Source organism: gamma proteobacterium symbiont of Lampromicra miyakona, assembly GCF_059730895.1.
The window spans coordinates 392,709-416,042 of record NZ_AP035933.1 but is presented as its reverse complement, the minus strand read 5'-3'; the positions used below and the strand labels follow the sequence as shown (position 1 = coordinate 416,042).

At 52.2% G+C, this 23,334-nt stretch carries 27 protein-coding genes and 4 pseudogenes; 19 read left to right on the top strand and 12 right to left on the bottom strand.

Annotation, left to right across the window (positions count from 1 at the left end; translation table 11 throughout):
- Positions 1-14: 14 nt before the first annotated feature.
- The 6 genes from AC6I8P_RS21415 to AC6I8P_RS21390 are packed head-to-tail and all read right to left on the bottom strand — an operon-like array spanning position 15 to position 6,021.
- Positions 15-1,082, bottom strand: a complete 1,068-nt coding sequence (locus AC6I8P_RS21415) for an ABC transporter ATP-binding protein (protein ID WP_088517298.1) — start codon at positions 1,080-1,082, stop codon at positions 15-17.
- 3 nt (positions 1,083-1,085) lie between these two features.
- Positions 1,086-1,910, bottom strand: coding sequence for a carbohydrate ABC transporter permease (locus AC6I8P_RS21410; protein WP_481658206.1), 825 nt, complete (start codon positions 1,908-1,910; stop codon positions 1,086-1,088).
- 9 nt (positions 1,911-1,919) lie between these two features.
- Entirely contained in the window at positions 1,920-2,840 is a 921-nt protein-coding gene (locus tag AC6I8P_RS21405) for a carbohydrate ABC transporter permease (protein WP_058759118.1), read from the bottom strand.
- 24 nt (positions 2,841-2,864) lie between these two features.
- Positions 2,865-4,136, bottom strand: coding sequence for an ABC transporter substrate-binding protein (locus tag AC6I8P_RS21400; RefSeq protein ID WP_059011244.1), 1,272 nt, complete (start codon positions 4,134-4,136; stop codon positions 2,865-2,867).
- A gap of 21 nt (positions 4,137-4,157) precedes the next feature.
- Positions 4,158-5,324 carry a PLP-dependent transferase gene (locus AC6I8P_RS21395; protein WP_262264994.1) on the bottom strand — a complete coding sequence of 389 codons (1,167 nt, stop codon included), beginning with the start codon at positions 5,322-5,324 and terminating at the stop codon, positions 4,158-4,160.
- Positions 5,311-6,021: a FadR/GntR family transcriptional regulator gene (locus AC6I8P_RS21390; RefSeq protein WP_021509083.1), complete on the bottom strand. Its 711-nt coding sequence runs from the start codon at positions 6,019-6,021 to the stop codon at positions 5,311-5,313. The genes AC6I8P_RS21395 and AC6I8P_RS21390 overlap by 14 nt, the downstream gene beginning before the upstream one ends.
- A gap of 162 nt (positions 6,022-6,183) precedes the next feature.
- On the opposite strand from AC6I8P_RS21390, the pseudogene AC6I8P_RS21385 reads away from it, so the two are divergent.
- From AC6I8P_RS21385 to AC6I8P_RS21375, 3 genes and pseudogenes are all read left to right on the top strand, one after another.
- Positions 6,184-7,833, top strand: a pseudogene (locus AC6I8P_RS21385) (DNA/RNA non-specific endonuclease); the annotation flags it as partial.
- Positions 7,833-8,165 (top strand): hypothetical protein, encoded by a 333-nt coding sequence (locus AC6I8P_RS21380; RefSeq protein WP_058775901.1) that lies wholly within the window; start codon positions 7,833-7,835, stop codon positions 8,163-8,165. The pseudogene AC6I8P_RS21385 and the gene AC6I8P_RS21380, both read left to right, overlap by 1 nt.
- A 325-nt stretch (positions 8,166-8,490) precedes the next feature.
- Positions 8,491-8,793, top strand: a complete 303-nt coding sequence (locus tag AC6I8P_RS21375; protein WP_310736060.1) for a colicin immunity domain-containing protein — start codon at positions 8,491-8,493, stop codon at positions 8,791-8,793.
- Positions 8,794-8,831: 38 nt separating this feature from the next.
- Here AC6I8P_RS21375 and AC6I8P_RS21370 read toward each other — a convergent pair whose 3' ends face one another.
- Positions 8,832-9,050: a SymE family type I addiction module toxin gene (locus tag AC6I8P_RS21370; RefSeq protein WP_058775900.1), complete on the bottom strand. Its 219-nt coding sequence runs from the start codon at positions 9,048-9,050 to the stop codon at positions 8,832-8,834.
- 212 nt (positions 9,051-9,262) lie between these two features.
- Between AC6I8P_RS21370 and AC6I8P_RS21365 the strand changes: the two genes are divergently transcribed.
- Positions 9,263-10,012 carry a VENN motif pre-toxin domain-containing protein gene (locus tag AC6I8P_RS21365; RefSeq protein ID WP_262264993.1) on the top strand — a complete coding sequence of 250 codons (750 nt, stop codon included), beginning with the start codon at positions 9,263-9,265 and terminating at the stop codon, positions 10,010-10,012.
- Positions 10,009-10,257 (top strand): hypothetical protein, encoded by a 249-nt coding sequence (locus AC6I8P_RS21360; RefSeq protein WP_072208573.1) that lies wholly within the window; start codon positions 10,009-10,011, stop codon positions 10,255-10,257. The genes AC6I8P_RS21365 and AC6I8P_RS21360 overlap by 4 nt, the downstream gene beginning before the upstream one ends.
- Before the next feature lie 58 nt (positions 10,258-10,315).
- Here the strand turns inward: AC6I8P_RS21360 and AC6I8P_RS21355 are convergent, their stop codons facing one another.
- Complete coding sequence (locus AC6I8P_RS21355) at positions 10,316-10,528, bottom strand: SymE family type I addiction module toxin (protein ID WP_058775899.1); 213 nt, start codon at positions 10,526-10,528, stop codon at positions 10,316-10,318.
- A 182-nt stretch (positions 10,529-10,710) separates the two neighbouring features.
- Here AC6I8P_RS21355 and AC6I8P_RS21350 point away from each other — a divergent pair.
- From AC6I8P_RS21350 to AC6I8P_RS21330, 5 genes and pseudogenes are all read left to right on the top strand, one after another.
- A pseudogene (locus tag AC6I8P_RS21350) lies at positions 10,711-10,971 on the top strand (VENN motif pre-toxin domain-containing protein); the annotation flags it as partial.
- A gap of 506 nt (positions 10,972-11,477) precedes the next feature.
- Complete coding sequence (locus AC6I8P_RS21345) at positions 11,478-11,696, top strand: hypothetical protein (protein WP_338131965.1); 219 nt, start codon at positions 11,478-11,480, stop codon at positions 11,694-11,696.
- A gap of 10 nt (positions 11,697-11,706) precedes the next feature.
- On the top strand, positions 11,707-11,958 hold the full coding sequence (locus tag AC6I8P_RS21340) for a MafI family immunity protein (RefSeq protein WP_072208572.1): 252 nt from the start codon (positions 11,707-11,709) through the stop codon (positions 11,956-11,958).
- Positions 11,959-12,234: 276 nt separating this feature from the next.
- Positions 12,235-12,525: a hypothetical protein gene (locus AC6I8P_RS21335; RefSeq protein WP_262264992.1), complete on the top strand. Its 291-nt coding sequence runs from the start codon at positions 12,235-12,237 to the stop codon at positions 12,523-12,525.
- 302 nt (positions 12,526-12,827) lie between these two features.
- Entirely contained in the window at positions 12,828-13,028 is a 201-nt protein-coding gene (locus AC6I8P_RS21330) for a hypothetical protein (protein ID WP_058777973.1), read from the top strand.
- A gap of 39 nt (positions 13,029-13,067) precedes the next feature.
- Here the strand turns inward: AC6I8P_RS21330 and AC6I8P_RS21325 are convergent, their stop codons facing one another.
- Complete coding sequence (locus AC6I8P_RS21325; RefSeq protein ID WP_058776388.1) at positions 13,068-13,286, bottom strand: SymE family type I addiction module toxin; 219 nt, start codon at positions 13,284-13,286, stop codon at positions 13,068-13,070.
- 81 nt (positions 13,287-13,367) lie between these two features.
- Positions 13,368-13,580 (bottom strand): hypothetical protein, encoded by a 213-nt coding sequence (locus AC6I8P_RS21320; RefSeq protein ID WP_058776387.1) that lies wholly within the window; start codon positions 13,578-13,580, stop codon positions 13,368-13,370.
- On the opposite strand from AC6I8P_RS21320, the gene AC6I8P_RS21315 reads away from it, so the two are divergent.
- The 3 genes and pseudogenes from AC6I8P_RS21315 to AC6I8P_RS21305 all read left to right on the top strand — a co-directional run bounded on the left by AC6I8P_RS21315 (position 13,575) and on the right by AC6I8P_RS21305 (position 15,092).
- Positions 13,575-14,369 (top strand): VENN motif pre-toxin domain-containing protein, encoded by a 795-nt coding sequence (locus tag AC6I8P_RS21315; protein WP_498031193.1) that lies wholly within the window; start codon positions 13,575-13,577, stop codon positions 14,367-14,369. The genes AC6I8P_RS21320 and AC6I8P_RS21315 overlap by 6 nt on opposite strands.
- Positions 14,370-14,407: 38 nt before the next feature.
- Positions 14,408-14,674, top strand: a pseudogene (locus tag AC6I8P_RS21310) (TNT domain-containing protein); the annotation flags it as partial.
- Position 14,675: 1 nt separating this feature from the next.
- On the top strand, positions 14,676-15,092 hold the full coding sequence (locus AC6I8P_RS21305; RefSeq protein WP_072208604.1) for an Imm63 family immunity protein: 417 nt from the start codon (positions 14,676-14,678) through the stop codon (positions 15,090-15,092).
- 57 nt (positions 15,093-15,149) lie between these two features.
- On the opposite strand, the gene AC6I8P_RS21300 is transcribed toward AC6I8P_RS21305, so the two are convergent.
- Complete coding sequence (locus AC6I8P_RS21300; protein ID WP_058776385.1) at positions 15,150-15,383, bottom strand: SymE family type I addiction module toxin; 234 nt, start codon at positions 15,381-15,383, stop codon at positions 15,150-15,152.
- 360 nt (positions 15,384-15,743) lie between these two features.
- Between AC6I8P_RS21300 and AC6I8P_RS21295 the strand changes: the two are divergent.
- A pseudogene (locus tag AC6I8P_RS21295) lies at positions 15,744-16,660 on the top strand (VENN motif pre-toxin domain-containing protein); the annotation flags it as partial.
- A 4-nt stretch (positions 16,661-16,664) separates the two neighbouring features.
- Entirely contained in the window at positions 16,665-16,904 is a 240-nt protein-coding gene (locus AC6I8P_RS21290) for a hypothetical protein (protein WP_262264989.1), read from the top strand.
- A 41-nt stretch (positions 16,905-16,945) separates the two neighbouring features.
- Here the strand turns inward: AC6I8P_RS21290 and AC6I8P_RS21285 are convergent, their stop codons facing one another.
- Positions 16,946-17,032, bottom strand: a complete 87-nt coding sequence (locus AC6I8P_RS21285) for a SymE family type I addiction module toxin (RefSeq protein WP_315975550.1) — start codon at positions 17,030-17,032, stop codon at positions 16,946-16,948.
- 403 nt (positions 17,033-17,435) lie between these two features.
- On the opposite strand from AC6I8P_RS21285, the gene AC6I8P_RS21280 reads away from it, so the two are divergent.
- The 4 genes from AC6I8P_RS21280 (at position 17,436) to AC6I8P_RS21265 (ending at position 23,323) form a co-directional block, all read left to right on the top strand.
- Positions 17,436-17,588, top strand: a complete 153-nt coding sequence (locus AC6I8P_RS21280; protein ID WP_262264988.1) for a VENN motif pre-toxin domain-containing protein — start codon at positions 17,436-17,438, stop codon at positions 17,586-17,588.
- 796 nt (positions 17,589-18,384) lie between these two features.
- Positions 18,385-18,729 (top strand): hypothetical protein, encoded by a 345-nt coding sequence (locus AC6I8P_RS21275; RefSeq protein ID WP_166719163.1) that lies wholly within the window; start codon positions 18,385-18,387, stop codon positions 18,727-18,729.
- Positions 18,730-19,139: 410 nt separating this feature from the next.
- Positions 19,140-21,122, top strand: a complete 1,983-nt coding sequence (locus tag AC6I8P_RS21270) for an autotransporter outer membrane beta-barrel domain-containing protein (RefSeq protein WP_420799934.1) — start codon at positions 19,140-19,142, stop codon at positions 21,120-21,122.
- A 341-nt stretch (positions 21,123-21,463) separates the two neighbouring features.
- Complete coding sequence (locus AC6I8P_RS21265; protein ID WP_498031192.1) at positions 21,464-23,323, top strand: putative phage tail protein; 1,860 nt, start codon at positions 21,464-21,466, stop codon at positions 23,321-23,323.
- Positions 23,324-23,334: the final 11 nt, after the last annotated feature.

Genomic DNA, 23,334 nt, shown 5'->3' with positions numbered 1-23,334 from the left:
CCTTAAACGTGCAATTACAGGCGGCGCTGTGATGCGGCGTCGAACAGCATCGCACGTTCGCTGTCCAGCGTGACCGGTAAAATATCACCGGCGCGCGCGCCGGAACGCTGGGTGGTAAACAGCATCAGCGGGTGGCCAAACAGCGAACCGTGAATCAGTTCGGACAGGCCGGTCGGCTCCACCAGCGACACTTCAAGAGGCAGCGCATGCTGCTCACCCGGCTGCGCCAGACTGATGTTTTCCGGACGGATGCCGTAAATGACGTCACGGCCAGCGGCCTGTGCTGCCCAGTGCGTATTCAGGGGCAACTGAGCGCTGTCGCTGATACGCACGCCGCTGGGGGTCATCACGCCGTTGATAAAATTCATCGACGGTGACCCGATAAAACTGGCGACAAATTTATTGGCCGGTGTGTCGTACAGCTCCAGCGGTGTGCCCACCTGCTGAATGACGCCGTGGTTGAGCACCACGATGCGGTCAGCCAGCGTCATGGCCTCAACCTGATCGTGGGTAACATAAACGATGGTGTTGTTCATTTGCTGATGCAGTTTTTTGATCTCCACGCGCATCTGGCCGCGCAGTTGCGCATCGAGGTTGGAAAGCGGCTCATCAAACAGAAACACCTGCGGCTGACGCACAATGGCGCGGCCCATCGCCACGCGCTGACGTTGTCCACCCGACAGCTCTTTTGGCCGGCGATCAAGCAGGTGTGTCAGGCTGAGAATCTCCGCCGCTCGCCGGACTTTCTCCTCAATCTCAGCACGCGGTCGTTTCTGAATTTCAAGGCTGAAGCCCATGTTGCGCGCGACCGTCAGATGCGGATAGAGCGCGTAGCTCTGGAATACCATCGAGATATCGCGGTCTTTCGGCGCCACCTCGTTCATCAGCTGACTGCCGATATGGATATTACCGCCCGTTGCCAACTCCAGGCCGGCAATGGTGCGCAGCAGGGTGGATTTACCGCAGCCGGACGGGCCGACCAGCACCACGAACTCACCATCTTTAATGGTCAGATTGATGTCGCGCAAAACCTCAACGTTGCCATAGCGCTTTTCAATTTGCGCCAGCGTAATTTCAGCCATTATTTACCCCTTAACCGCACCGGCGGTGAGTCCCTGAACCAGGTAGCGTTGAATGAAAGCGAAGAACAGACAGGCTGGAATTAACGCCAGCACGGCGGCAGCCATCATTTCGCCCCACGAAACAGCGAATTTGGAGACGAAACTGAGCAGCCCGACCGGAAAGGTCATGGCTTCGTTTTTGTTGATCAGCATCAGTGAGAACAGCAACTCACTCCACGCGGCGGTGAAAACAAAGCCGAGCGTCGCCGCCATGCCGGGCAGCGTCAGCGGCATCAGCACGCGGTACAGCGCCTGAAAGCGGGTGCAGCCTTCCAGCATGGCGGACTCTTCGAGATCTTTCGGGATGGCATCAAAAAATGATTGCATCAGGAAGGTGGCGAACGGGACATTAAAGGCGCTGTAAATCAGAATCAGCCCCAGCAGACTATTCGTCAGACCCAGCGGGGCCATCACCCGGTAAATCGGCGCAATGATCATCACCAGCGGAAACATCTGGGTAAACAGCAGCAGGGCCGCCATCACCATCTTGCCGCGAAACTGAAAGCGGGAAAAGGCATAGCCGGCACCCGCAGCAATCAAGGTGGTCAGCGCGGCAGTGCTGCAGGAGACAATGAGACTGTTAATAAAAAACGTGGGGAAATCACTGTCGGTCAATACCTTGGCAAAGTGGCTCAGGGTGAAACCGCCAGGTAACAGCGTCACGCCCTGACTGAACAGTAACCTGTCCGGCGTGACGGCAATTTTAATGATCCAGTACAACGGAAACAGCGCAAACAGCAAATAGGCGGCGATGCTGAGACGATGACCGATCAACGGTAACAGGCGCATGCAGACTCCTTACTTAAGTAACTGATGGCGGATGCGCAGCAGTACCAGCGCATAGCAGGTCATCAGCAGTAACAGACACACCGCCATCGCCGAGGCATAACCAAAATCCAGTTTGCGATAAGCGGTGGTGAAGATGTAACTGGAAAGAATCGAGGTTGAACCGGCCGGACCGCCGTCGGTCATCACCACGATCAAATCGGCAAAGTTAGCGATCCAGATGGTACGCAGCATCACGGTAATGGCGATCATCGGGGCGAGAAACGGCAGGGTGACACGGCGAAACTGCTGCCAGCCGCTGGCACCGTCAATGGCTGCTGCTTCATACAAATCTTTGGGAATCGATTGTAGTGCCGCCAGTAGAGTGATGGCAAAAAACGGGATGCCAAACCAGACGTTAGCAATCACCGGCCCCCACATCGCCAGTTGCGGATCGGAAAGAATATTGTAAGGTTCGCTGAGAATGCCCACGTCGCTGAGCCACTGTGGCAGCGGACCTACAACCGGGTTGAGCAGCCAGGACCAGGTCAGGCCGGAAAGAAACGCCGGCACCGCCCACGGTAAAAACACCAGCGCCTGCACCCAGCGGCGAAAGCGAAACTCGCGGTTAAGCAGCAGCGCCAGCGCGAGGCCGAAAAAGAACTGCAGCAGCAGTGAACTCAGCGTCCAGTTAAGGGTATGGCCGAGTGCGCGAAAGAAGCGGCGATCGTCGAGCATCTGCGCAAAGTTCGCCCAGCCAACCCAGCCGCTCTCCAGCGGATTGAGCAGGTTCATGCTCTGAAAAGCGTAAGAAATGCCGATCGCCATCGGCACGAAGATGAACAGGGCGATCAGCAACAGGCCCGGTGACAGATACCACCATGGCTCAGCAAGCCGGGTCCAGCGCCAGCGGCGACGCGCCGGGCTGGCAGGAAGAGAGATTTCAGGCATCATTTCAGGGCTCCGGTTTACGCGGGATTACTGGCTGGCGAGCCAGGCTTTTTGCTCTTTACTCAGATAGCTGGCCCAGTCCTGCACCATATCTTTGGTGTCGTTTTCGCCCAGTAACGTCTCCTGGCTGCTCTCTTTCACGATCACTGAATTGAAATAGCCCCAGCCTTTGAGATGGGTCGGCATGGTGAGCGGCACATAATTTGGATCGTTCAGCTCCTTAAACCAGCCGGCAAACTGCGGCGTCTGATAGAACGGGTCCTGTTCCGCACCTTTATAGATGGGTAGCGTGCCGACAAACTTCGCCCACGCCAGGTTGTTGGTTTTATTACTGAGGAAGGTAATCAGCGGCCAGGCGACATCGTTTTGTTTACCCTGTTTGAACATCGCCCAGCCGGTATAGCCGATGGTCGGGAAGGCTTTACCGGACGGCCCGACCGGCATGGGCGCCACGGCAAAATCCTCAGCCGCCATGCTATTTTTAATCGCGATCAGCGCGTCCGGATCCTGATCGAGCATCGCGCATTTGCCGGAATAAAAGCCCGAGACAATCTCGTTAAAGCCCCAGTTCACGCTGTCTTTAGGCGCGCCGCCTTGCTGATACAAATCGACCAGCAGTTGTGCCCCCTTTATCGCCCCCGGCTGGGTTAAGGTACTGTTGCCGTCTTTATCAAAGAAGGCAGGCGAGCCATTCATCGCCGCCATAAACATCATCCACGCATTGGTTCCTCCGACACCGCCGCGCATGCAGTAGCCGCTGATACCGTTACCTGACTGACTAATACGCTTCGCGTCGCTGGCAAACTCGTCCATGGTTTTCGGCGGCTCACTCAGTCCTGCCTGCTTAAACAGCTTTTTATTCCAGAACAGCGCCCGCAGGTAAAAACCGTACGGTACCATGGTGGCTTTGCCGTTCGCGGCCCGCGCCATTGCCAGCGTTTTGTCCGTCAGCTGGGCGCTTTCAGGCCAGCTTTTCAGGCGGGGTTCCAGATCCTCCAGCATATTGTTGCTGGCGTATAAGCCTTGCCAGGTATCGGGCATCTCCACCACATCCGGAACCTGTCCGCTCTGTAACATGGTGCCCAGTTTTTCAAATGCCTGGCCCCACGGCAGCGAAATCAGCTCAATCTCGGTACCGGGATGCTGCGTCTTGTATTCGTCGAGCATTTTTTGCAGAAGCGCGGTACGTGGCGGGCTGGTGATGACTTCCACCACGGTGAGTTTGGCGGCGAGGCTGCAAAAGGCGCTGCCTAAACCCACGGCGAGTACCAGGGCTTTCAGGGCGAAACGTGTTGTCATGGCTGGTTCTCCGGAGCGTGATTAACGGTGAGTGGCGGCAGCAAGTGCCTGATTCAGATCGGTCCAAAGATCGTCGGTCTCTTCGAGGCCAACAGAGATACGGATCAGGCGCGGCGAGACACCAAAATCCTGGGCTGAATTAAATTCACTGGCCTGATTAATGACCGAAATCGCCGGCATCACCAGGCTCTCAAAACCTCCCCAGCTGACGCCCATGTGGAACAGTTGCAGGGCGTTGCAGAATTGCGGTATGTCGACCTGTTCGGTCACGGCAAAGGAAAACAGCCCGCTGTAACCGCGCAGCGTGGACCATGCAGGGGGATTGAGCCCGGGGTGGCAAACCGCGCTGACCTGCGGATGGTCACGCAGCTTTTGCGCCAGCTGCAGGGCGCTGTGCTGATGCTGCTTCATACGCAGCGGCAGCGTGCGCAGGCCACGCATCAGCAAAGAGGCTTCGTTCGCGGACAGTTTGCCGCCAAGGAACGGACTAATGTGACGGGCAATGTTGTTGATGTGCTGGTGGCTGGCAATCACCAGGCCGGCCACCACATCGCTGTGGCCGCTGATGTACTTCGAGGCGGAGTGCACCACGATGTCGATACCACACAGCAACGGCTGCTGGAAAATGGGCGAAGCCCAGCTGTTATCAATCAACGTGACGACGCCCGCATCGCGCGCCAGCGTGGCCAGCTGCCGCAGGTTCTGTTCACTCATCACCCAGCTGGAGGGACTTTCCAGATAGAGCAGGCTGGCGCCGGGCAGCGCGGCGGCTATCGCCGCTTCATCGTCGCCATCAACAAACTGCGTCGTGATACCGAAACGCTGACAAAAGCCGCGCAAAAAGCGGTAAGTATCGGGATAGACATGATTGACGCAGACCACTTTCGCGCCTGGCTGAACCACACTCAAAATCGCGTTACTGATGGCGGCCATGCCGCTGGCAAAGGCGAGGCAGGCGTCACCGCCTTCCAGCGCGGCAACTTTATCCTGTAGCGCTTTGACCGTCGGATTATCAACGCGGGAATAGAGCGGCTGGTCGCTCTCACCGCGAAAGCGGGCGATCATGCTGTCGTAATCGCTGAAGGTAAACAGCGAGGACTGATAAATCGGTGGCGTTACGGCGCCCTGTTCGTGGCGCTGGTCGTGGGTCAGCAGTGTTTGTTGCGCAATAGGTTTAGCGTTTGGCATGGATCACGTCCTTCATGTCGCGTTCGGTGATATCAAGAATCTGGTGGCAAAGGGCGCGCGCGGCCTGGCTGTCGCGGGCGCGGATGGCGTTAAACAGTTCACGGTGCAGGGGAAACGAGTCTGAAAACAGCGCCTGCTCCGGCGGGGATTCGAAAAAGGCATGCAGCGTGTCGTAGACGCCGTTAAGCATCTGCAACAGCAGCGGATTACCGGCGGCGCGGTAAATGCTGGTGTGGAAAGCCCAATCCTCCGGCCCGGCGGAACCGATAGCCAGGTGCACACGCTCCATCTCTTCCAGCCGCCGTTCGATTTCCAGCAGGTCGTCGGCGCTGGCGCGCTGCGCGGCCAGCACGCAGGATTCGGACTCAATGATGCGGCGCACTTCCAGCGCATGAAGCATGTTGGCGGAGTCGTTTTTAAAGCGCAGAGAGAGAAAGCTGTCATGCAGACCGACTTCCGCCTGCAGAAAGGTGCCGCTGCCTTTTTTGCGCACAATGATGCCGAGTGCTTCCCAGCGCTTGAGCGCCTCGCGCACCGTATTACGGCTGACGCCCAGTTTCTCCGCCAGCTCGCGCTCCGGCGGCAGGCGACTGCCCGGCTGCGCGCCGGCATGCGCCATGTAGCGCGTGAGCGCATCAAGAATCAGCGTATCGCTGCGCGTCGGAATAATGGGATGGAGTTCAGCCGGGTCATGCATCGCTTTGCCTTAATTGGTCCAACATCTCTACCAAAGGCTTAGCAACCCGCATGCCAGAATCGTGAGCTTTTGATTTAGCGAGAAATTTGATGCCGTAATAAGCGCAGATTATGAGATCTGCTGGTGCAAAACCCGCCAGGGTGCACCGTGGTGTGGCGGTACACAGCCGTTGCCCAGGGAACGATAGTGGTGCGCGACCAGGCAAATCAGCAGCAGGATGTTGCTGCACTTAGCCGCGACACCGAGCACGCTAATGACAGCATCAGCCCGATTTTCGACAAAGAGAAGGAGCAGAAACGCCTGCAGACGGCTCAGCTGATCGGTGAAATAGGCAGCCAGGTTGCTGATATCGCCCGGACGCAGGGGCAGATTGAGGCGACGGAAGCAGGTAAGAAGGAACTGGCAAAAAACAACATAAACCAGCCGGATGCCGACGCGCCTGTGGCTGAAAAGAAAGCGTATCAGGAAGCGCTGGAAAACAGCAGTGATTATAAGAAGGCCATGGCACTCTGGGGCACCGGCAGCGATATCCAGAAGGGGATTCAGGCGGCGACTGCGGCGATTCAGGGTTTGGCGGGTGGCAATCTGGCGCAGGCAGCCAGCGGCGCGGCGGCACCGTATCTGGCCGAGCAGATACACAAATATACCGCCGACAATCAGGCCGCAAAAGCGATGGCTCATGCAGTGGTAGGTGCGGTAACATCGTGGGCTGCAGGCAACAGCGCGGCAGCAGGCGCGACCGGTGCGGTCAGCGGAGAGCTGATGGGTCAGTTGATCATGCATTCGATGTATCCGGGTAAACAGGTCAGCGACCTGCAGGAGTCGGATAAGCAGGTCATCAGTGCACTGAGTACCCTGGCTGCAGGTCTGGCAGGCGGCGTGACCGGCGGCAGTAGCGCCAGTGCGCTGGCCGGCGCTCAGGCAGGGAAGAATGCGGTTGAGAATAACTCGCTGGGTGATATAGCGCAGGCGCAGTCTGAAGGTAAAACGCTTGAGCAGAAGGCCGGTGAGTATGTTGAGGCGGAAAACGAGCGCTATAAGAAGGAGAACTGTGCCGGATTAAGCGCGGAAGCCTGCTCGGTGAAAATGTACGACGAGCGGCGTGAATCGCTGAAAGAAACTCTTGCCGCCGGTGCAGATTTTGTGCCGGTGGTGGGTGATATCAAGAGCTTTGCGGAAGCGCAGAGTGCGCTGGATTATCTTGCCGCAGCGTTAGGGTTGATACCGGGCGCAGGGGATGTGGCGGGCAAGGCCATTAAAGCGGCTGAGACAGCGCTGAACAAAGGGGAACTTGCTGAAGCCTCGAAGCTGATCAATAAGGCCAGCGATGAAATCGTTGCAGTATCAGGTAGTAAGGGAAACTGGAGTAAAGAACTGAATAATCCCCTGCCAAATAAAACGTATAAAGTTGATGCTAATAAAACTTATGTGACCGATAATAATGGCCGGGTAGCGTCTGTTGAAGCAGATCTGTCATTATTGACAAAAGACCGTAATACATACCAACAGTGCAAAGCTGGTAAATGTGGGGTTGCAGGGGATGAAGGTGGTCACCTGATAGCCAGCATTTTTGGTGGTATGGGTGAGAAGCTTAATATTGTTCCAATGAGTGGTAATCTGAATAAGGGTGCCTGGAAACAAATGGAAAATACGTGGGCTTCTGCCCTGAAAGAGGGTAAGCAGGTGAATGTTAAGATAGATCCCGTTTATTCTGGAACTGGTGGTCGCCCTGAAAGCTTCAACGTTATCTACTCTATTAATGGTGGTCGCCCAATAGAAAAAACCTTTATAAATGCACCGGGAGGGAAATAATGAGAAATGATCAAGAGATTTATAAAGATATCGGTACTGTTTTATATAGTATCGCTCCCGACAAAGCTAAGAAGATCATTATGCGTGCAGAATTGTCACCGGAAAATGATCATTGTGAGTATGAATATGATTATCTTGATGATGATGATAAAACTCAATGGTTAACGGCAGGTGGAAGGGCGAATACAGATATCCTTCATTATTTAGTAGAGCTTCGCAACTACTATATTGAAAACAATCTGACCAATGGCCGCCCTGCGTGGCATGGATGTAAAGTGACTCTGGATGTTGAAAAAATGAAACTAAATATAGACTTCCGCTACGACGATTAGCCATCAATGATCCCGGCTCTCAAGCCGGGATCTTCCTATTTTTAGCCGTCAAATCCACCCATAATGCCCGTTCCCGCGCTTGATCACCGGCAGATCGCCGGTGTAGTTCAGCGCGCCAGGGAACGCCTTAAGTCACTGCTTCATCTTCGGCCTGTTGACGGAGACCACGCCACATTTAGATAACACAAGTACTTATGAACATGGCAAATACTTGTTAGTTCCAGAATTGAAAGTATTTTTTAACCCGCAAAAAATAATGTAGTTGTGGTTGATATAACAGGTAATTTTGTCAGTGGATGGAAGCTTGATCCTCAAACGAAAAAGTATGATAACGTTATGGATAACGAGATTTAAGATGAGTCAATCACTTAAGAGCTACATTGACAGTTTTATATCCAAGGACATAACCGCTGGCTGCTTTGTGGACACTTATATGATTAAGTGGAAAACAGAACGTGATAATGAATTACTTGCACAGGATGATGATAATTTAAGTGAGTTACTCTCCAGCGTATTTTGTATTGCTGATATGTATAACCCAGATAATGATCGTCAAGAATGTGAATTTAATGAAGGTCAACTTTGGTGTGAAATAAATAAGCTAATAGCCGCTTATACAGATAACTAAAAGGAAATCCTGGCCATTGAGCCGGGATTTTTACATTATCACTCAGCTGCTGCCAGCCGGATAATCATCTGTCCCGGTTCAGTGATCCCCTCGATCTTCTGCCTGGTCGCAAATCCCAGCTCTGCCATCCAGTGCCCGCGCAGGGTGATCGACGGTGAAGGCCGGTGCTTCAGGTGATCACGAATATATCCCACGGTATAACGTCTTGATTTAGTTGAGGGCGTGTCGGTTTCTGACTTAAGCTGGGTGCCAGCCATAAGCAGCTCCTCGTTAATTGCTTGCGGTCAGCGGGCTGGGATATTCGAGCACCTCAGTTCCGCGCCTGTTAGCTAATCCGTTTACCCATCACGTTATCGAGCATCTCAGAAATAAACTTCTGCTTCGCCATTAGCGTCTGTCGGATCGCATCGATCTGCCTTTCCAGCCGTGGCACCAGTGCAATGGTTCGTGTGATAAGATCGCGGGCGGCGTGACCGGCGGCAGTAGCGCCAGTACGCTGGCCGGCGCTCAGGCAGGGAAGAATGCGGTTGAGAATAATGCGCTAAGTTTGGGTACGGGTATGACCAGTTCAGGCTCCGCTGCGCAGTCATGGAATCAGTATTCAGAGGAACATAACCTTACACCAGAGCAGAAACAGGCAGGATTGGATAAACTGACGCAGGGTGATTTGCCTGACGGCGCGAATATAACCAAGGTTATCGTGAATGGATATAAGGACGGCGTGTTGATAGCAGGAGCAGCTTATTTAGGTCCGGCTGCATCGGTAGGTAAAGTAGTCGGTGGTGCAGTCATCGCGGCAATGGCTAATGGTACGTATCAGTGGTTTGATATCAACAGTGAGAAGAATCAAAGCCTGCCTGAAAATCAGCAAACAACCTGGGACTACTGGGGCAGTGCTTCTGCGGCTGTAACCGGCGCACTGGCTCCGGGACGTGGACTATTGCAGAACGTAGGAATAGCTACGACTGGTGCGGCATTGAGCAATGGAGCTGATATTGGGGCGATTGGTATCGCCGCAGGTAGCGCTGGATTGGGATGGGGATTTGGTGAATATGCACCAGGGGTTGTTAATTCGTTAACAGGAAAGGATGCACCTGGCTTCATATTTGATGCTATAGGCTCGCTCGGGACAGAATTTTTAGGTGGATATACACAAAATCTCTTAAATACATTAACTCCACAAAAATCTTCTGAAAAAGAAAAGGAGGAGAAAAAATGATCGCATATATCAAATTACTAATTTACTCTTGTGTTTTTTGTATACTGATTTGTTTTATTTTGGGGGCTGGATCATCGATGATTATATATATCAAAAATGGATTTTTTCTAATTCCCGATGGACAGCTAAAGAGAGCTATTGTTTTTGGAACTATTGCAGGAACAGCGATTACATTAGCTACAATAGTTTTTAATCTGACAGACAAGTTCAATACGCGAAAATCTCCCCCATCAGATCCTAATTGATCTTAACAAGAAATCCCGGCCAGTGAGCCGGGATTCCATTTTTATCAGTCAGTTATCCTTAAGCAGCCAGGCGGATAATCAACTGTCCCGGCTCAGTGAGCACCTCGATCTTCTGCCCGGTCTCAAATCCCAGTGCCGCCATCCAGTGGCCCTTCAGGATAATAGACGGTGAAAGCGTGAACTTCCTCTGATCCCGGACATATCCCACGGTGTAACGTCTTGATTGAGCTGTGGGCGTGTCGGTCTCTGGCTTATGATGCGTGCCAGCCATAACCAGCTCCTTGTTAATTGCTTGCGGTCAGCGGGCTGGGGTTTCGAGCACCACGGTTCCGCGCCTGTTAGCTGTTCCGTTTACCCATCACGTTATCCAGCAACTCAGAAATAAACTTCTGCTTAGTCATTGGCGTCTGTCGGATCGCATCGATCTGCCTTTCCGGCCGAGACATCCGTTCAATGGTTCGTGTGATACGATCGCGGGCGGCAGGAACCAGTGCGGCAGCAGACGCGACCGGTGCGGTCAGCGGAGAGCTGATGGGTCAGTTGATCATTCATTCGATGTATCCGGGTAAACAGGTCAGCGACCTGCAGGAGTCGGATAAGCATATCATCAGTGCACTAAGTACCCTGGCTACAGGTCTGGCAGGCAGCGTGACCGGCGGCAGTAGCGCCAGTGCGCTGGCCGGCGCTCAGGCAGGGAAGAATGCGGTTGATAATAACTCGCTGAGTCTGCCTAAGGAACTGAATGATATTGGCTTATCTCAACAGTCCCTTGCGGCCAGCATGATCCATAATGGCGCTTCGCTGGATGAACTTACGGCGGCGCTGGTTAAAAACTCGCAGGGTCAAATACCTGAAGGGCAGGATGCCGTTAAAGGATTGCTGACAGCATGGGCAGAGTTCTTTGGGGTCCCGGTCAGTGCATTGGCGGCTGACGGAGAAATGACGCCACAACGGGCAGCAGAAATCTTGGCAAGTGGTGTACCTACGAGTGAAGCCAAGCTGGCGCAGTACGTAGTTGCTAAAACCTTTTTGTCTATTGCTAAAGTTCAGATCTTGGACTATCACCTTCAAACCAGAAATACGTTGATATCCTTTCACCAGAAGCCAAACAACATATTTTATATGGGGATAGCCCTACGCAAGGGGGACATCTATATCCTGGAAATCCAGGAAAAACAGTCTTTCCTCAAAGTTGGTCAGCAGATAAGGTTGTCCATACTGTGGGAGGCATTGCTACCTCCCCCGATACTCAATGGTTTGCTCAGACCGGAACTGGTGGGGCATATACAAACGCAGGAAGGCCGGCAAGGTGGGTTGCCTGGGAAGAACGAGATGGTGTCAGAGTTCGTGTGGTATACGAGCCCGCTAGTGGGAAAATTGTAACAGCGTTCCCGGATAATAATCTGACTCCTCCAACTTTAAAGCCTATTAGAAAATAGTGTGGGTGAAATGGATATTAATGACGAAATTAGAGAATTTGGTGAAGGATTAAAAGATCGTCTGGAACCTTCGTTAGTTGACTTTGCCCTTGGGTATCTTGGGTTTTCAGAGAATGTAATAGCATTCGAAACGCTATGTGATCATATTGCTGATCATGATGTTGTGATCAGTAAAGGTGAGTACACGCAAGTGCTTAAAATAGTTAATGATCTTGGTCTGGAAATTGATAGTAGGTATACATATATAAATCCAGAAAAATAACCGCTAAAACGTACAAATGCTCCCAACCCAACGTCTGGAGCATTTTTAAAAATCCTTACAATGCGCCAGGTGCTCTTGGCCAGCGGTAGCATGTGAAGAAGAAAAAGGCGCGTCGGAGCTACAAGTTGTCGCGCCGGAAGTACGCCGGTAAAAACGATTCTAACTAACAGAAAGTAAAGGGAAAAATCGCCTTCGTCACCATACTCCACGCCAGAGAGTGTTGTTGTTGAGAATAATGCGCTGACTATCCCTGCGCCTCCAGTTCCTGTTCCGGGTGTGCCTGCTGATCCCGGCGACCAGGTTAAACAGGATGCAGATAAGAAAAAAGCTTCAGGTCTTGAAGGTACAATTAAAGATCTGGGTGATGCGCTGGACAAGGCAACGCAATGCTCCTTCGGACGAGCTTGTTCTTCGGAAAATGGCCAAGAGCAGAATCAAGCAAATATTGGCAAAGATTTGTCGGATGCTGATAAGCCGAATTGGGTGGAACGGGGTCCGGAACGCCTGGCGATTGGGAGCCACAGGATGAGGAAAATGCACGGAATAATGAGGCTCATAGTGCTGTAAATAGTAAAAATCTTAATGCCGAGTTAACGGGAAAAGAAATTGCCGATGGACATGCTTTCGAAAAACATGTTATTCAGTAAATTGAATTCGCTAATCTGGGAATAAAGACAAAAGAACAGTTTTCTCAACTCATTGAGAACGTTGTAAAATCCAACTTCTGTCAAAGAGCTAAGTGGCGGAGGGTCAGCTTATTGGGATCAATCGACAAACACCGTTGTTATACGAAACCCCAAACCTGGCGATGGTGGTACTGCATTCAGACCAGTGAACGGGAGAGCCTACTTTGATAGCTTGAGGTAAATATGGAACTATTATCTGTCACAATGAAAACTGCAGAAATTAATATAACAGAAGAAGAGTTGCTGATATTAAATTCAGCGTTGAATGAAATCTGTAATGGTATTGATATTGCTGAGTTTGAAACAAGAATAGGCTCTGATAGAAATGAGGTTGTAGCCTTGTTAAGTAAGATTGGAAACATATTAGATCAAATGGTCTCTTAATGACCAAATCCCGGCCATTAGGCCGGGATTTTTACATTATCACTCAGCTGCTGCCAGCCGGATAATCATCAGTCCCGGTTCAGTGATCACCTCGATCTTCTGCCCGGTCGTAAATCCCAGCTCAGCCATCCAGTGGCCGCGCAGGGTGATCGACGGTGAAGGCCGCTGCTTCAGGTGATCGCGGATATATCCCACGGTATAACGTCTTGATTTAGTCCTGGACGTGTTGGCCTCTGACTTATGATGCGTGCCAGCCATAACCAGCTCCTCGTTAATTGCTTGCGGTCAGCGGTCAGCGGTCAGCGGGCTGGGGGTTCGAGCACCACGGTTCCGCGCCTGTTAGCGGCTCCGTTTACCCATCACGTTATCCAGCATCTCAGAAATAAACTTCTGCTTCGCCATTAGCGTCTGTCGGATCGCATCGATCTGCCTTTCCGGCCGAGACACCCGTTCATTGGTTAGTGTGATAAGCTCGCGGGCGGCAGGAACCAGTGCGGCAGCAGGCGCGACCTGTGCGGTCAGCGGAGAGCTGATGGGCAGCTGATCATGCATTCGATGTATTCGGGTAAACAGGTTAGCGACCAGCAGGAGTCGGATAAGCAGATCATCAGTGCACTGAGTACCCTGGCTGCAGGTCTGGCAGGCGGCGTGACCGGCGGCAGTAGCACCAGTGCGCTGGCCGGCGCTCAGGCAGGGAAGAATGCGGTTGAGAATAACTGGCTGAGGGTGCAGGAAGCCGACAGAAAGAAACAGCTGGAGACGAAGCGCGACTATCTAAAACAGGAACTGACACCGGCTGAAGCGAAAGAGCTGGCGACGATTAATCAGACAGATAAAGCGCGTGATGAAGCGATAAAAGCGGTCTGTACGGATGGTAATAAAAGTGGTTCAGCCTGTGGTGCGCTGATTGGCCCGGCTCAGGAAGCATTTAATAAATATGGTGAAAATGCGACCTACTCATTGTTGTACAGGGATTTATATCCACAGGATGTGAAAAACCTGGAAAGTGTTTTGCAGGGACTGGATGCAGGCAGTATCAGCCGCGACCAAGCCATAACAGCAATAGCACAGGCGTCCGGTATGAGCTGGGAAACAGCAGCAGGCCGTTATGATATAGCAATGCAGACTCAGGAACTGGCTGCCGCTCTGGCGGGTGCTTACGGGCTGAAGAGTGTAATTAAGGATCCGACAAAAAGAGTTCAGCAAAAAAACTATCTCAACCTTCAGCCGGAAGAACGGCAGAGCCAAATAGAGTTGCTGCTGATGAGGAAGCTTCAGGGTGGTCACAGTACGATAAATACCGTAATGAAAGCGGAGACTGGAACTGGCCTGCAAAACTAGGTTTTGCCGAAGAACCAGTTAAAACAACGCTTCCTGTAGGCACTCATTTAGATAGGTATGGCAAGACAAATGGTTCTTTCCTGGCACCACAAGGTACGCCCCAGGAACAGCGCGCTTTAGCCCCTGGCTCCTTAGCGGATAAGTACCATGAATACGTTGTCATAAAACCGTTGCCTGTTATGCAAGGGAAAATAGCCCCTGCTTTTGGTGAACATGGCGGAGGTATTCAGATTCCGCCTAATATGCAGGAACGAGTAAATGTACAATGGTTGTTAGACAACAAATATATTGAGAGGGTTAATTGAAATGCTGTTGAGTATTAATGATCTTCAAAAAAAAATAGATACGCTGGTTTTGATATTAGGTTTTCCAGTTCACTCTGTTAACCTTTGCTCAGCACCTATTGATGATGGAACGCCTTATATTTCATTTGAAAATGGAAAGTATAATTATATCTGTACCGAGAGAGGATATGAGTTTTCTAGAAAGGTTACAGATTCAACAGATGAGTTACTTTATTGGATTGTGTATGATTTTATATATGATGTAGCAGTCGAGTACGAATTAAATAATCGGATTCCCGGTAAAGATAGTCGGCGTATTTATTTTCCAAAGATTATTGAGCTTATGAACAAAATCAACATCGACTGGGGAATAAAATCTCGAAAACATTTTGAAGAAATTCTTGCTGCCAGTCCTTACGATGATAGCCTCTACTTATAATCTTAACTCAATAAATCCCGGCCTTAGTGCCGGGATTTTAATCTACAGAACAGTTAATTACCCTTCATTCGCCAGCCGGATGAGCAGTTGCCCCGGCCCGGTGATCACCTCGATCTTCTGCCCGGTCGTGAAGCCCAGCTGCTCCAGCCAGCGGCCTTTAATGGTGAGCTGCGGCAGCGGGTTCGGCTGGCTCCGGTTAGGCCGGTAGCTGACCCTGTAATAATGCGCCTGTAGTCCGCAGGCAGCGGTTGTGGGTGTGCGGGTCTCTGACTCATGATGCGTGTCAGCCATGATCAACTACTTCTTAGTTGCTCATGGTCAGCGGGCTGGGGTGCTCCAACACCTCAGTGCCGCGTCTGTTAATTACTCCGTTTTACCAATCGCTGCCGTAACGCTCTGGAAATGCTCACTTCTGAATTAGTATCGTGCTCTGCCATGATTAACCCTCTCGTATAATTGGTTGTGGTTAGCGGGTTAGCGGGTTAGCGGGTTAGCGGGTTAGCGGGTTGGGGTGTTGGCGCACCTCAGCTCCGCGCCGGATATCTACTCTGTTTAACCAATCACATCGTCCAGCATCTCAGCCACAAACTTCTGCCTCGTCATTAGCAGTTGCCTGATCGCATCGATCTGCCTTTCCAGCCGCGGCACCGTGCAGTTGTTAGAATGATAAGATCGCGGGCGGCAGGCAACAGCGCGGCAGCAGGCGCGACCGGTGCGGTCAGCGGAGAGCTGATGGGTCAGTTGATCGTGCATTCGATGTATCCGGGTAAACAGGTCAGTGACCTGCAGGAGTCGGATAAACAGATCATCAGTGCACTGAGTACCCTGGCTGCAGGTCTGGCAGGCGGCGTGACCGGCGGCAGCAGCGCCAGTGCGCTGGCCGGCGCTCAGGCAGGGAAGAATGCGGTGGAGAATAATGCGCTGACTATCCCTGCGCCTCCAGTTCCTGTTCCGGGTGTGCCTGTTGGTCCCGGCGACCAGGTTAAACAGGATGCAGATAAGAAAATAGCTTCAGGTCTTGAAGGTACAATTAAAGATCTGGGTGATGCGCTGGACAAGGCAACGCAATGCTCCTTCGGACGAGCTTGTTCTTCGGAAAATGGCGAAGAACAGAACCAACCAAATATTGGCAAAGATTTTTCGGATGCTGATAAAGCCGAATTGGGTGGAACGGGGTCCGGAACGCCTGGCGGTTGGGAGCCACAGGATGAGGAAAATGCACGAGATAAGGAAAACGGTTCAAATAATAATTTTGACCGTTTCAAGAAAGATGATCTTATTTCGTCTGCGAACGAGCCAATTAACGAACAAGGTTTATCCGCTGCGGCCAGAGCATGGGAAAAACACGCAGGTAGACCTGGTGGTGTTTTTGAACCTTTAAAAGGCAATCCAACACAGAAAGTGAAGCAGCGAATCAGTTTGTAAATGAAGTACTGAATAATAAAAGCACTATAAAAACAGAACTTTCCAGAGGTGGCGTGGAATATAGGTTGCCTGATGGCAGAGGTTTGCGTTATAACTCAGGTGGCTCATTTTCTGGTTTCTTAGATCCTAAAAAGCCGAGATAAATATATGAACAATGATTTTGAATTAACTTTATTCAGTGATTCTAAATATGAAGAAATTACAGCGGAGATCTCTTACAAAGATCAGATTCTTTGCCAACTAAACAAAGATAAAGGCCTTGATAATATAGAAATAGAGTTTTTCTCAGATGCCAGGATACTTGCTGAACAGAATGCAATGAAATTTAGTCTAAGCAGTTTTTTGCAAATCCTGGCGGAAGCAACGGAAGAACTGAAAATATCTTAATCAGATAAAATCCCGGCCACCGAGCCGGGATTTTTACATTATTAGTCAACCGCCGGGCGGATGATGATCTGTTTCGGCGTGGTTATCACCTCGATCTTCTGCCCGGTTTCAAATCCCAGCTCAGCCATCCAGTGGCATCGTGCGTGATCGACGGTGAAGGCCGGTGCTTCAGGTGATAGTGGATATATCCCACGGTATAACGTCTTGATTTAGTTGAGGGCGTGTCGGTTTCTGACTTATGATGGGTACCAGCCATAAGCAGCTCCTCGTTAATTGCTTGCGCTCAGCGGGCTGGGATATTCGAGCACCTCAGTTCCGCGCCTGTTAGCTAATCCGTTTACCCATCACGTTATCCAGCATCTAAGAAATAAACTTCTGCTTCGCCATTAGCGTCTGTCGGATCGCATCGATCTGCCTTTCCAGCCTTGGCATCCGTTCAATGGTTAGTGTGATACGATCGCGGGCGGCAGGAACCAGTGCGGCAGCAGGCGCGACCGGTACGGTCAGCGGAGAGCTGATGGGCAGCTGATCATGTATTCGATGTATTCGGGTAAACAGGTTAGCGACCTGCAGGAGTCGGATAAACAGGTCATCAGTGCACTGATTACCCTGGCTGCAGGTCTGGCAGGCGGCGTGACCGGCGGCAGTAGCGCCAGTGCGCTGCCGGCGCTCAGGCAGGGATGAATGCGGTTGAGAATAACTCGCTGAACGGGGATAAAGCACGTTAATCCGACTGACAAAGTGCGGAATACCTTAAAGACCAGGTCAGAAACAAGCTCGGTAACGGGACAACCTCTGCTATCGCCAACGCGATTATCAACGGCCTGGCCGATGCAGGCGACTCGGCACTGGGGGGCGTGGACTATGTTGCCGATGCGGCCATGGCGCTGGCAACCTGTGTAGCGGAAGACCGTTACTGTAACCAGGGCTGAATGATCTGTCCGGGAAAAATCAGGCAGTCGCGGACAACGTTAAAGCGCTGATGAAAAGCGATACCTGGTATGCGGTGAAAGATACTGTAGTTCAGGCATCAAAAGGGAATCAGCTTGCGCTGGAAGCGACGGATGGGATGCTGGCTGGGATAATACTGCCAGGTAAAAAGGTTCCGGGAATCACTGCGGCCAGACAATCGCCAATTCGGTAGTTGATGCGAAAATTTTGATTATCTTTTTGGTAGAGAAACCGGTAATAGTCATACATTGGATCGTACAAATCAACTTGCTCTGGAAATGAAACGATTAGGTATTACTGATGATATTAATGGCCATACAGTGCTGGCTGAACATTTTACTCAGGCGACAAAAGTCCCAAATAATGTTGTAAAAAAATATACGGATCAATAGGGTAGCTCTGAGATTAGAGAGTCTTTCTTCATTGGCCCTTCAGGAAAGGCTACTATGTTTAAAAGTACTTTCAAAGTTACGGGCGATGGTGTTCGTCAGTACATTACGACCATACCGAAAAATGGGGTAACTAAGTAATGTTTATAGAAAATAAGCCTGATGAAATTGAATTGCTCTCTTTCTTTGAAAGTGAACCAGTCTCGTTTGAGAGAGAGAATGTCAGCTTTTTATATACAGCAAAAGATCAATGCGGTCTTAGTATTGATTTTTCGTTTAGCGTTATTGAAGGTTGGGTTCAGTACGTAATAAAACTACATGATAAAGAAATTTCACATAGCGCTATTGATGGTGTGAGTTCATTTAGTATCAAAAGGGATAATTTAGGTGATTATATTTATATTGAAGTTGTTGCAGAGGGGACGATAAATGAAGTTGAGGTGCGTATAAGGCCAGATATAAAAATTAGCTCTGTTCTTAGATAACGAAAATCCCAGCCCCTGCGGCTGGGATTTTTATTGTGGAGAATAACTTCCTGAAGCTTTTTGCGGAAGGCTGTGCCATCGCTGCCCCGTGTCATAGCAAGGTTGCAGAGCAGTTACTGGGGATGCTAGGGGTCTGTTTATGATATCGGCTGCAGTTAACGCCGCCGCTTTGTCACTCTAAGCACCGTTCCTCACGCTGCGGTTACCAGCCCACAATCCCTGACGTGCCGATCCATCCCGCAAATTTCCGCTCTCTGCCTGGTAAAGGCGCGCCTGCCTGACTACACCTTAAGCATCCTTGTTATCACTGTCCTTTCCGCTGCTTAAGCGGTTTTCAGCCTGCGCGACGGCATCCTGACGCGCCGGCACCTTTAGCGGCCAGACATGAGCTCTGGCCTGATTCGGAGTGAATGATGAAGAGTCGCAACCTGGCGCGATCGGCGGTCGCGTTTGCCACATTGAGTTGCCTGTATGTGCCGTTTAGCGCCCTGGCGTGGGATAACCTGACGGTTTTCGGCGATAGCCTGAGCGATGGCGGTAATGTCGGGCGCTTTACTTATGATGGCGCGCAACATCCACTGTATGACGAGATCCTCGCCGCACAGCTCGGGCAAACGCTGCAGCCGTCGTCGCGCGGTGGCAGCAACTATGCACAGGGCGGCGGCGTTACCGTGCCGGCGCTGGATGCCAGCCTCAATACGCAAGACCAGCTGGCTGCTTATCTGCAATCCACCGGCGGCCGCGCAGATAGCAACGGACTGTACATTCACTGGGTAGGCGCTAACGATATCGCGGCGGCGGTGACCAATCCGCTCACCGCGCGCGAGACCATCAGCAACAGCGCCAGCGCGGCGGTGTCGCAAATCAAAACCCTGCTGGATGCCGGTGCGGGGGCGGTAATCGTGCCAAACGTGCCGCAGCTTGGCTCCACGCCTTTCATGGTGCAGGCGGTGCTGAGTGTGCTGGGCCCGGCGGCGCAGTCGGCGATGGTCGCGGCGTTTGCCTCGCTGGACAGCCATGCCACGCCCGACGTGGCTGCGCGCCAGCAGGCGGTGCGCGACGCATTCGATCAGGCCGCCGCACAGATATCGACCATCCCGGCGCTGCGTGCCGCGCTGGCGCAGCAGCTGTTTTCGGCCTGGCAGGTGCTCAGCGAGCAGGTGACGGCCCTCTCCGATGGCTATAACCAGCAGGAAGAGGCCGGGCTGGTGGCGCTGAATGGCAACATTGTGCGTGCCGACATCGCCGGCCTGTTCAACGAGGTAATTGCCGATCCGCAACGCTATGGCCTGAGCAATACGCTGGGGATGGCCTGTCCGGTCGGCACCTCTGCCGCCGAATGTACCTCGTCAACACCCGGTTTCAGTAACGCGCAGGCCTATCTGTTCGCCGACCGGCTGCATCCCAGCCCGGCGGTACATGCCATGATCGCCGACTATATTCAATCGATCCTTGACGCACCCGCGCAGGTGGCGGCGCTGGCACGGGCTCCGCTGATGCTGTCGCGGGATATGCAGAACACCCTCGACGGCCATTTACAGCAGCAGCGTCAGCAGCCGGCCAGCGCCGGTCAGGTTAGCGTGTTCGGCGGCTATGCCGGTCAGCATATTGATTATCGCGGCGATAGCCTGCTCAACGGTGACGCCAATACCGGCAGCCTGACGCTGGGATTAGGCTATCAGTTCACGGATAACTGGCAGGCAGGTCTGCTGTTGTCGAGCACCGCGCAGCACCAGCATCCGTCGGCGCACTACGACTACAAGCTGCGCGGCAATTTGCTGGCGCTGTATAGCCAGCTGACGCTGCTGGAGCAGGGCTGGATCAATGCGGATGTGCACTATGCCGATCTCGATTTTGACAGCATCGAACGTCGCATCAATATCGGCCCGGCAACGCGCACCGAACAGGGCAGTAGCAGCGGAAAAATGCTCGGGCTACGGGTGCAAACCGGCTGGGATCTGCCGTTGGGCGAACACCTTTCTACCGGTCCGGTTGCCAGCTACGCACTGGATTATGTGCGGGCAGGGGGCTACAGCGAAAACGGCGACAGCAGCACCGCCATGCGTTTTTCCGATCAAACGTTGCATTCGCAAATCGGTGCGCTTGGCTGGCGTATCGACAGCAAACAGTGGCCGGTGAATCCGTGGGCGCAGCTTAGTTATAACCACCAGTTCGGCGATACGCAGAACGCGGTGCGCGCCGGGCTGAAGTCAACGCAGACCGGCTTTGTACGCAGCGTCAGCGCCGGTGATAAAAACTGGCTGGATATATCGCTGGGGGCCAGCGTGCCGCTGGGTGAAACGGTCAACGCCTTTGCCGGGGTTTCTGCGGTCGGTGGCAACAGCGCCTATCATCAGCTGAGCTGGAATATTGGCCTGAACGCGACATTTTGACGGCGACGCGCCAGTCGAAAATTTTTACTGGCGCGTTATCTCGCGTAAAAAATTAAACTGATGATCGCGGGAAATATTTCGATAATTCAAGCCATTCTTCTTCGTAAGTCAAATTAATCAGAACGTTCGTACCGGCGATTACCACAATTATTCTGCGATAAATCTGTAAAACGTAATTTTGTCGCTTCGCTTTCCTTCCGGAATCATATCGTTATTCTGTTCCGGCAAATCACCCCGCTGAAAAGCTCCCGTATAACCTGGCACAGGTCAATATATTAATTTTCAATCACTTATACTGCTGATGCTCTGTCGTATTACGTTAATAATTTATGGGGAACACCATGGCGAATACATCTGGCACCACCAGCACTACCACACCATCTGCCACCGGGACGGTGATTCAATTACATACCATTGACGATTTACGTAAACAGGAACCTGTTTCGATTGGCGAAATTGCGTCGGTGCTGGAATACAGCCGTGGCAGTCGGATGGGCGGCGGCGTGTTTGTCTACGATGCCACCGACAACAGCACGCCCGATGACGGCGGGCTGAATTTCGTGACGTCCGGTAAAAAGCGCTGGAAAAGAGTGGTCCTCGATTATAGCGCGGTCACGGTGGTGGATTTTGGCGCGATAGCTGATGGCACCACCGATTGTATTGATGCGGTAATCCGCATGTTTAAATGGTCGCAGCGTGTATTACCCTCCGCGGGCATTCGCTTTACTGCCGGTGAGTTCAGCCTGTCCGGCTTTGATTTAGCGGAAGTGCTGGGCAGCGACAGAGAGATTAACCGCTTTAAAATTTCCGGCGCGCCGGTCAACTTCGGTTATTTCCCCACCACCACGCTGAAATTTAACTGGAGACCGAAACCGCGCAAAACTCATTTCTTTAGCGTGCGCGCACGCTATGTGGAGATCTCCGGCTTTGTGGTGAAAGGCATGAGTTCTGACAGCGGCGAAGACGGCGGCACGGCGTTTAATAATGTCGGCTTCTTTACCAACAGTATTATCGGTGGCCAGTTTCTGCGCGTCAGCAGTATGGAGTTTCGCTACCTCGGCGGGCGGGCACTGGAACTGATTGATACGCTGGACTGTAAAATCGATCAGTTTTATTCACGTGGCTGTCAGGGCAGTATTGTCTATGCGCGCTGGTCCGATCGGGAAAAAGGCGCCTGGGATCATTCGACCGCGATTGAACTCTCCAACTTTAATTTGCAGCGCAGCACCAAACAGCCGGTGTTCGATCTGCCGCGCTGCACGCAATCGTTTATTCGTAATGGCTGGATCGAGCACTCCGAATTTGCCGGCGATCTCACCAATGGTCAGTGGACCATTGAAGGGCTGGTGATTGAATCGACGCAAAATCCCATGAAGATGGGTTATTGCCGCGCGATGATTATCCAGAAAAGCGTGCACCGCGATAGCGCGGGCTTTGACTTCAGCAAAGAGGGTATTGAGCCATGGACGCTGCTGGCCGAGGGCGATCGTGGCGTGATGGAGATTTCCGATCTCGGCGCGATCATTCAGGGATCGCTGAGTTATGACTTCACCACCTCGCAGCATCACATGGATAACCGTGGCAAAGACGCAAAATGGTTTTACGTCGGCGAATTTAATTTTTCCGACGCCACCTCACAAATTCACGTGCGCATTGTCGGCAGCGCGCAGTATGTTTCCCAGTCGGAAACGCAAACCGATTACAGCTACCGGACACCGGAAGGCGTGGCGCATATTTATCTGCAGGCGCGCAACGACGATAACACCATTGGCAGCTGGTACAGCGAAGGTTCCTCGCCCGTAATTAAAGTGCATATCGAGGGCAAAGGCGCACACACCAAACTGTACGTTAAAATTCCGGCCTATACCGGCTTCTCAATTGCGCTGGTGGAAACCAACGGGCGCGATCGCTATCAGTCCGGTCAGTGTTTTATTTTCCGCAAAAGTTTTACCGCCTGCAGTGCGGAAGAAGCCACGGCGCTGGACAACCAGCCGGTCGTCGCCTTTGAACAGCACTGGGTGGGCAATAAAGATGTCGGCTTTGGCTACAACAATAATAAAGAACTGCTGCTGCGTGGGCCGTTTTTTGAACGGCAGGAGCAGGATGCCGCGGGGAAGTGGATCACCCGCCGTTTTCTGAAAGTCCGCGTGAACGGCGTGCCGCGCAGTATTGAATTACTCGATCCGGATAATCCGCGCTAACGCTTCAGGCC

Excerpts from the sequence above, each read along its gene's own strand:
- AC6I8P_RS21390 (WP_021509083.1), bottom strand. The coding sequence starts at position 6,021 with ATGCATGACCCGGCTGAACTCCATCCCATTATTCCGACGCGCAGCGAT.
- AC6I8P_RS21330 (WP_058777973.1), top strand. The coding sequence starts at position 12,828 with ATGGAACTATTATCTGTCACAATGAAAACTGCAGAAATTAATATAACA.
- AC6I8P_RS21305 (WP_072208604.1), top strand. The coding sequence starts at position 14,676 with ATGCTGTTGAGTATTAATGATCTTCAAAAAAAAATAGATACGCTGGTT.
- AC6I8P_RS21380 (WP_058775901.1), top strand. The coding sequence starts at position 7,833 with ATGAGAAATGATCAAGAGATTTATAAAGATATCGGTACTGTTTTATAT.
- AC6I8P_RS21340 (WP_072208572.1), top strand. The coding sequence starts at position 11,707 with ATGGATATTAATGACGAAATTAGAGAATTTGGTGAAGGATTAAAAGAT.
- AC6I8P_RS21280 (WP_262264988.1), top strand. The coding sequence starts at position 17,436 with ATGTATTCGATGTATTCGGGTAAACAGGTTAGCGACCTGCAGGAGTCG.
- AC6I8P_RS21405 (WP_058759118.1), bottom strand. The coding sequence starts at position 2,840 with ATGATGCCTGAAATCTCTCTTCCTGCCAGCCCGGCGCGTCGCCGCTGG.
- AC6I8P_RS21325 (WP_058776388.1), bottom strand. The coding sequence starts at position 13,286 with ATGGCTGGCACGCATCATAAGTCAGAGGCCAACACGTCCAGGACTAAA.
- AC6I8P_RS21300 (WP_058776385.1), bottom strand. The coding sequence starts at position 15,383 with ATGGCTGACACGCATCATGAGTCAGAGACCCGCACACCCACAACCGCT.
- AC6I8P_RS21315 (WP_498031193.1), top strand. The coding sequence starts at position 13,575 with ATGCATTCGATGTATTCGGGTAAACAGGTTAGCGACCAGCAGGAGTCG.
- AC6I8P_RS21320 (WP_058776387.1), bottom strand. The coding sequence starts at position 13,580 with ATGCATGATCAGCTGCCCATCAGCTCTCCGCTGACCGCACAGGTCGCG.
- AC6I8P_RS21370 (WP_058775900.1), bottom strand. The coding sequence starts at position 9,050 with ATGGCTGGCACCCAGCTTAAGTCAGAAACCGACACGCCCTCAACTAAA.
- AC6I8P_RS21275 (WP_166719163.1), top strand. The coding sequence starts at position 18,385 with ATGTTTATAGAAAATAAGCCTGATGAAATTGAATTGCTCTCTTTCTTT.
- AC6I8P_RS21265 (WP_498031192.1), top strand. The coding sequence starts at position 21,464 with ATGGCGAATACATCTGGCACCACCAGCACTACCACACCATCTGCCACC.
- AC6I8P_RS21395 (WP_262264994.1), bottom strand. The coding sequence starts at position 5,324 with ATGCCAAACGCTAAACCTATTGCGCAACAAACACTGCTGACCCACGAC.
- AC6I8P_RS21270 (WP_420799934.1), top strand. The coding sequence starts at position 19,140 with ATGATGAAGAGTCGCAACCTGGCGCGATCGGCGGTCGCGTTTGCCACA.
- AC6I8P_RS21360 (WP_072208573.1), top strand. The coding sequence starts at position 10,009 with ATGATCGCATATATCAAATTACTAATTTACTCTTGTGTTTTTTGTATA.
- AC6I8P_RS21375 (WP_310736060.1), top strand. The coding sequence starts at position 8,491 with ATGATAACGTTATGGATAACGAGATTTAAGATGAGTCAATCACTTAAG.
- AC6I8P_RS21415 (WP_088517298.1), bottom strand. The coding sequence starts at position 1,082 with ATGGCTGAAATTACGCTGGCGCAAATTGAAAAGCGCTATGGCAACGTT.
- AC6I8P_RS21285 (WP_315975550.1), bottom strand. The coding sequence starts at position 17,032 with ATGGCTGAGCTGGGATTTGAAACCGGGCAGAAGATCGAGGTGATAACC.
- AC6I8P_RS21290 (WP_262264989.1), top strand. The coding sequence starts at position 16,665 with ATGAACAATGATTTTGAATTAACTTTATTCAGTGATTCTAAATATGAA.
- AC6I8P_RS21410 (WP_481658206.1), bottom strand. The coding sequence starts at position 1,910 with ATGCGCCTGTTACCGTTGATCGGTCATCGTCTCAGCATCGCCGCCTAT.
- AC6I8P_RS21355 (WP_058775899.1), bottom strand. The coding sequence starts at position 10,528 with ATGGCTGGCACGCATCATAAGCCAGAGACCGACACGCCCACAGCTCAA.
- AC6I8P_RS21400 (WP_059011244.1), bottom strand. The coding sequence starts at position 4,136 with ATGACAACACGTTTCGCCCTGAAAGCCCTGGTACTCGCCGTGGGTTTA.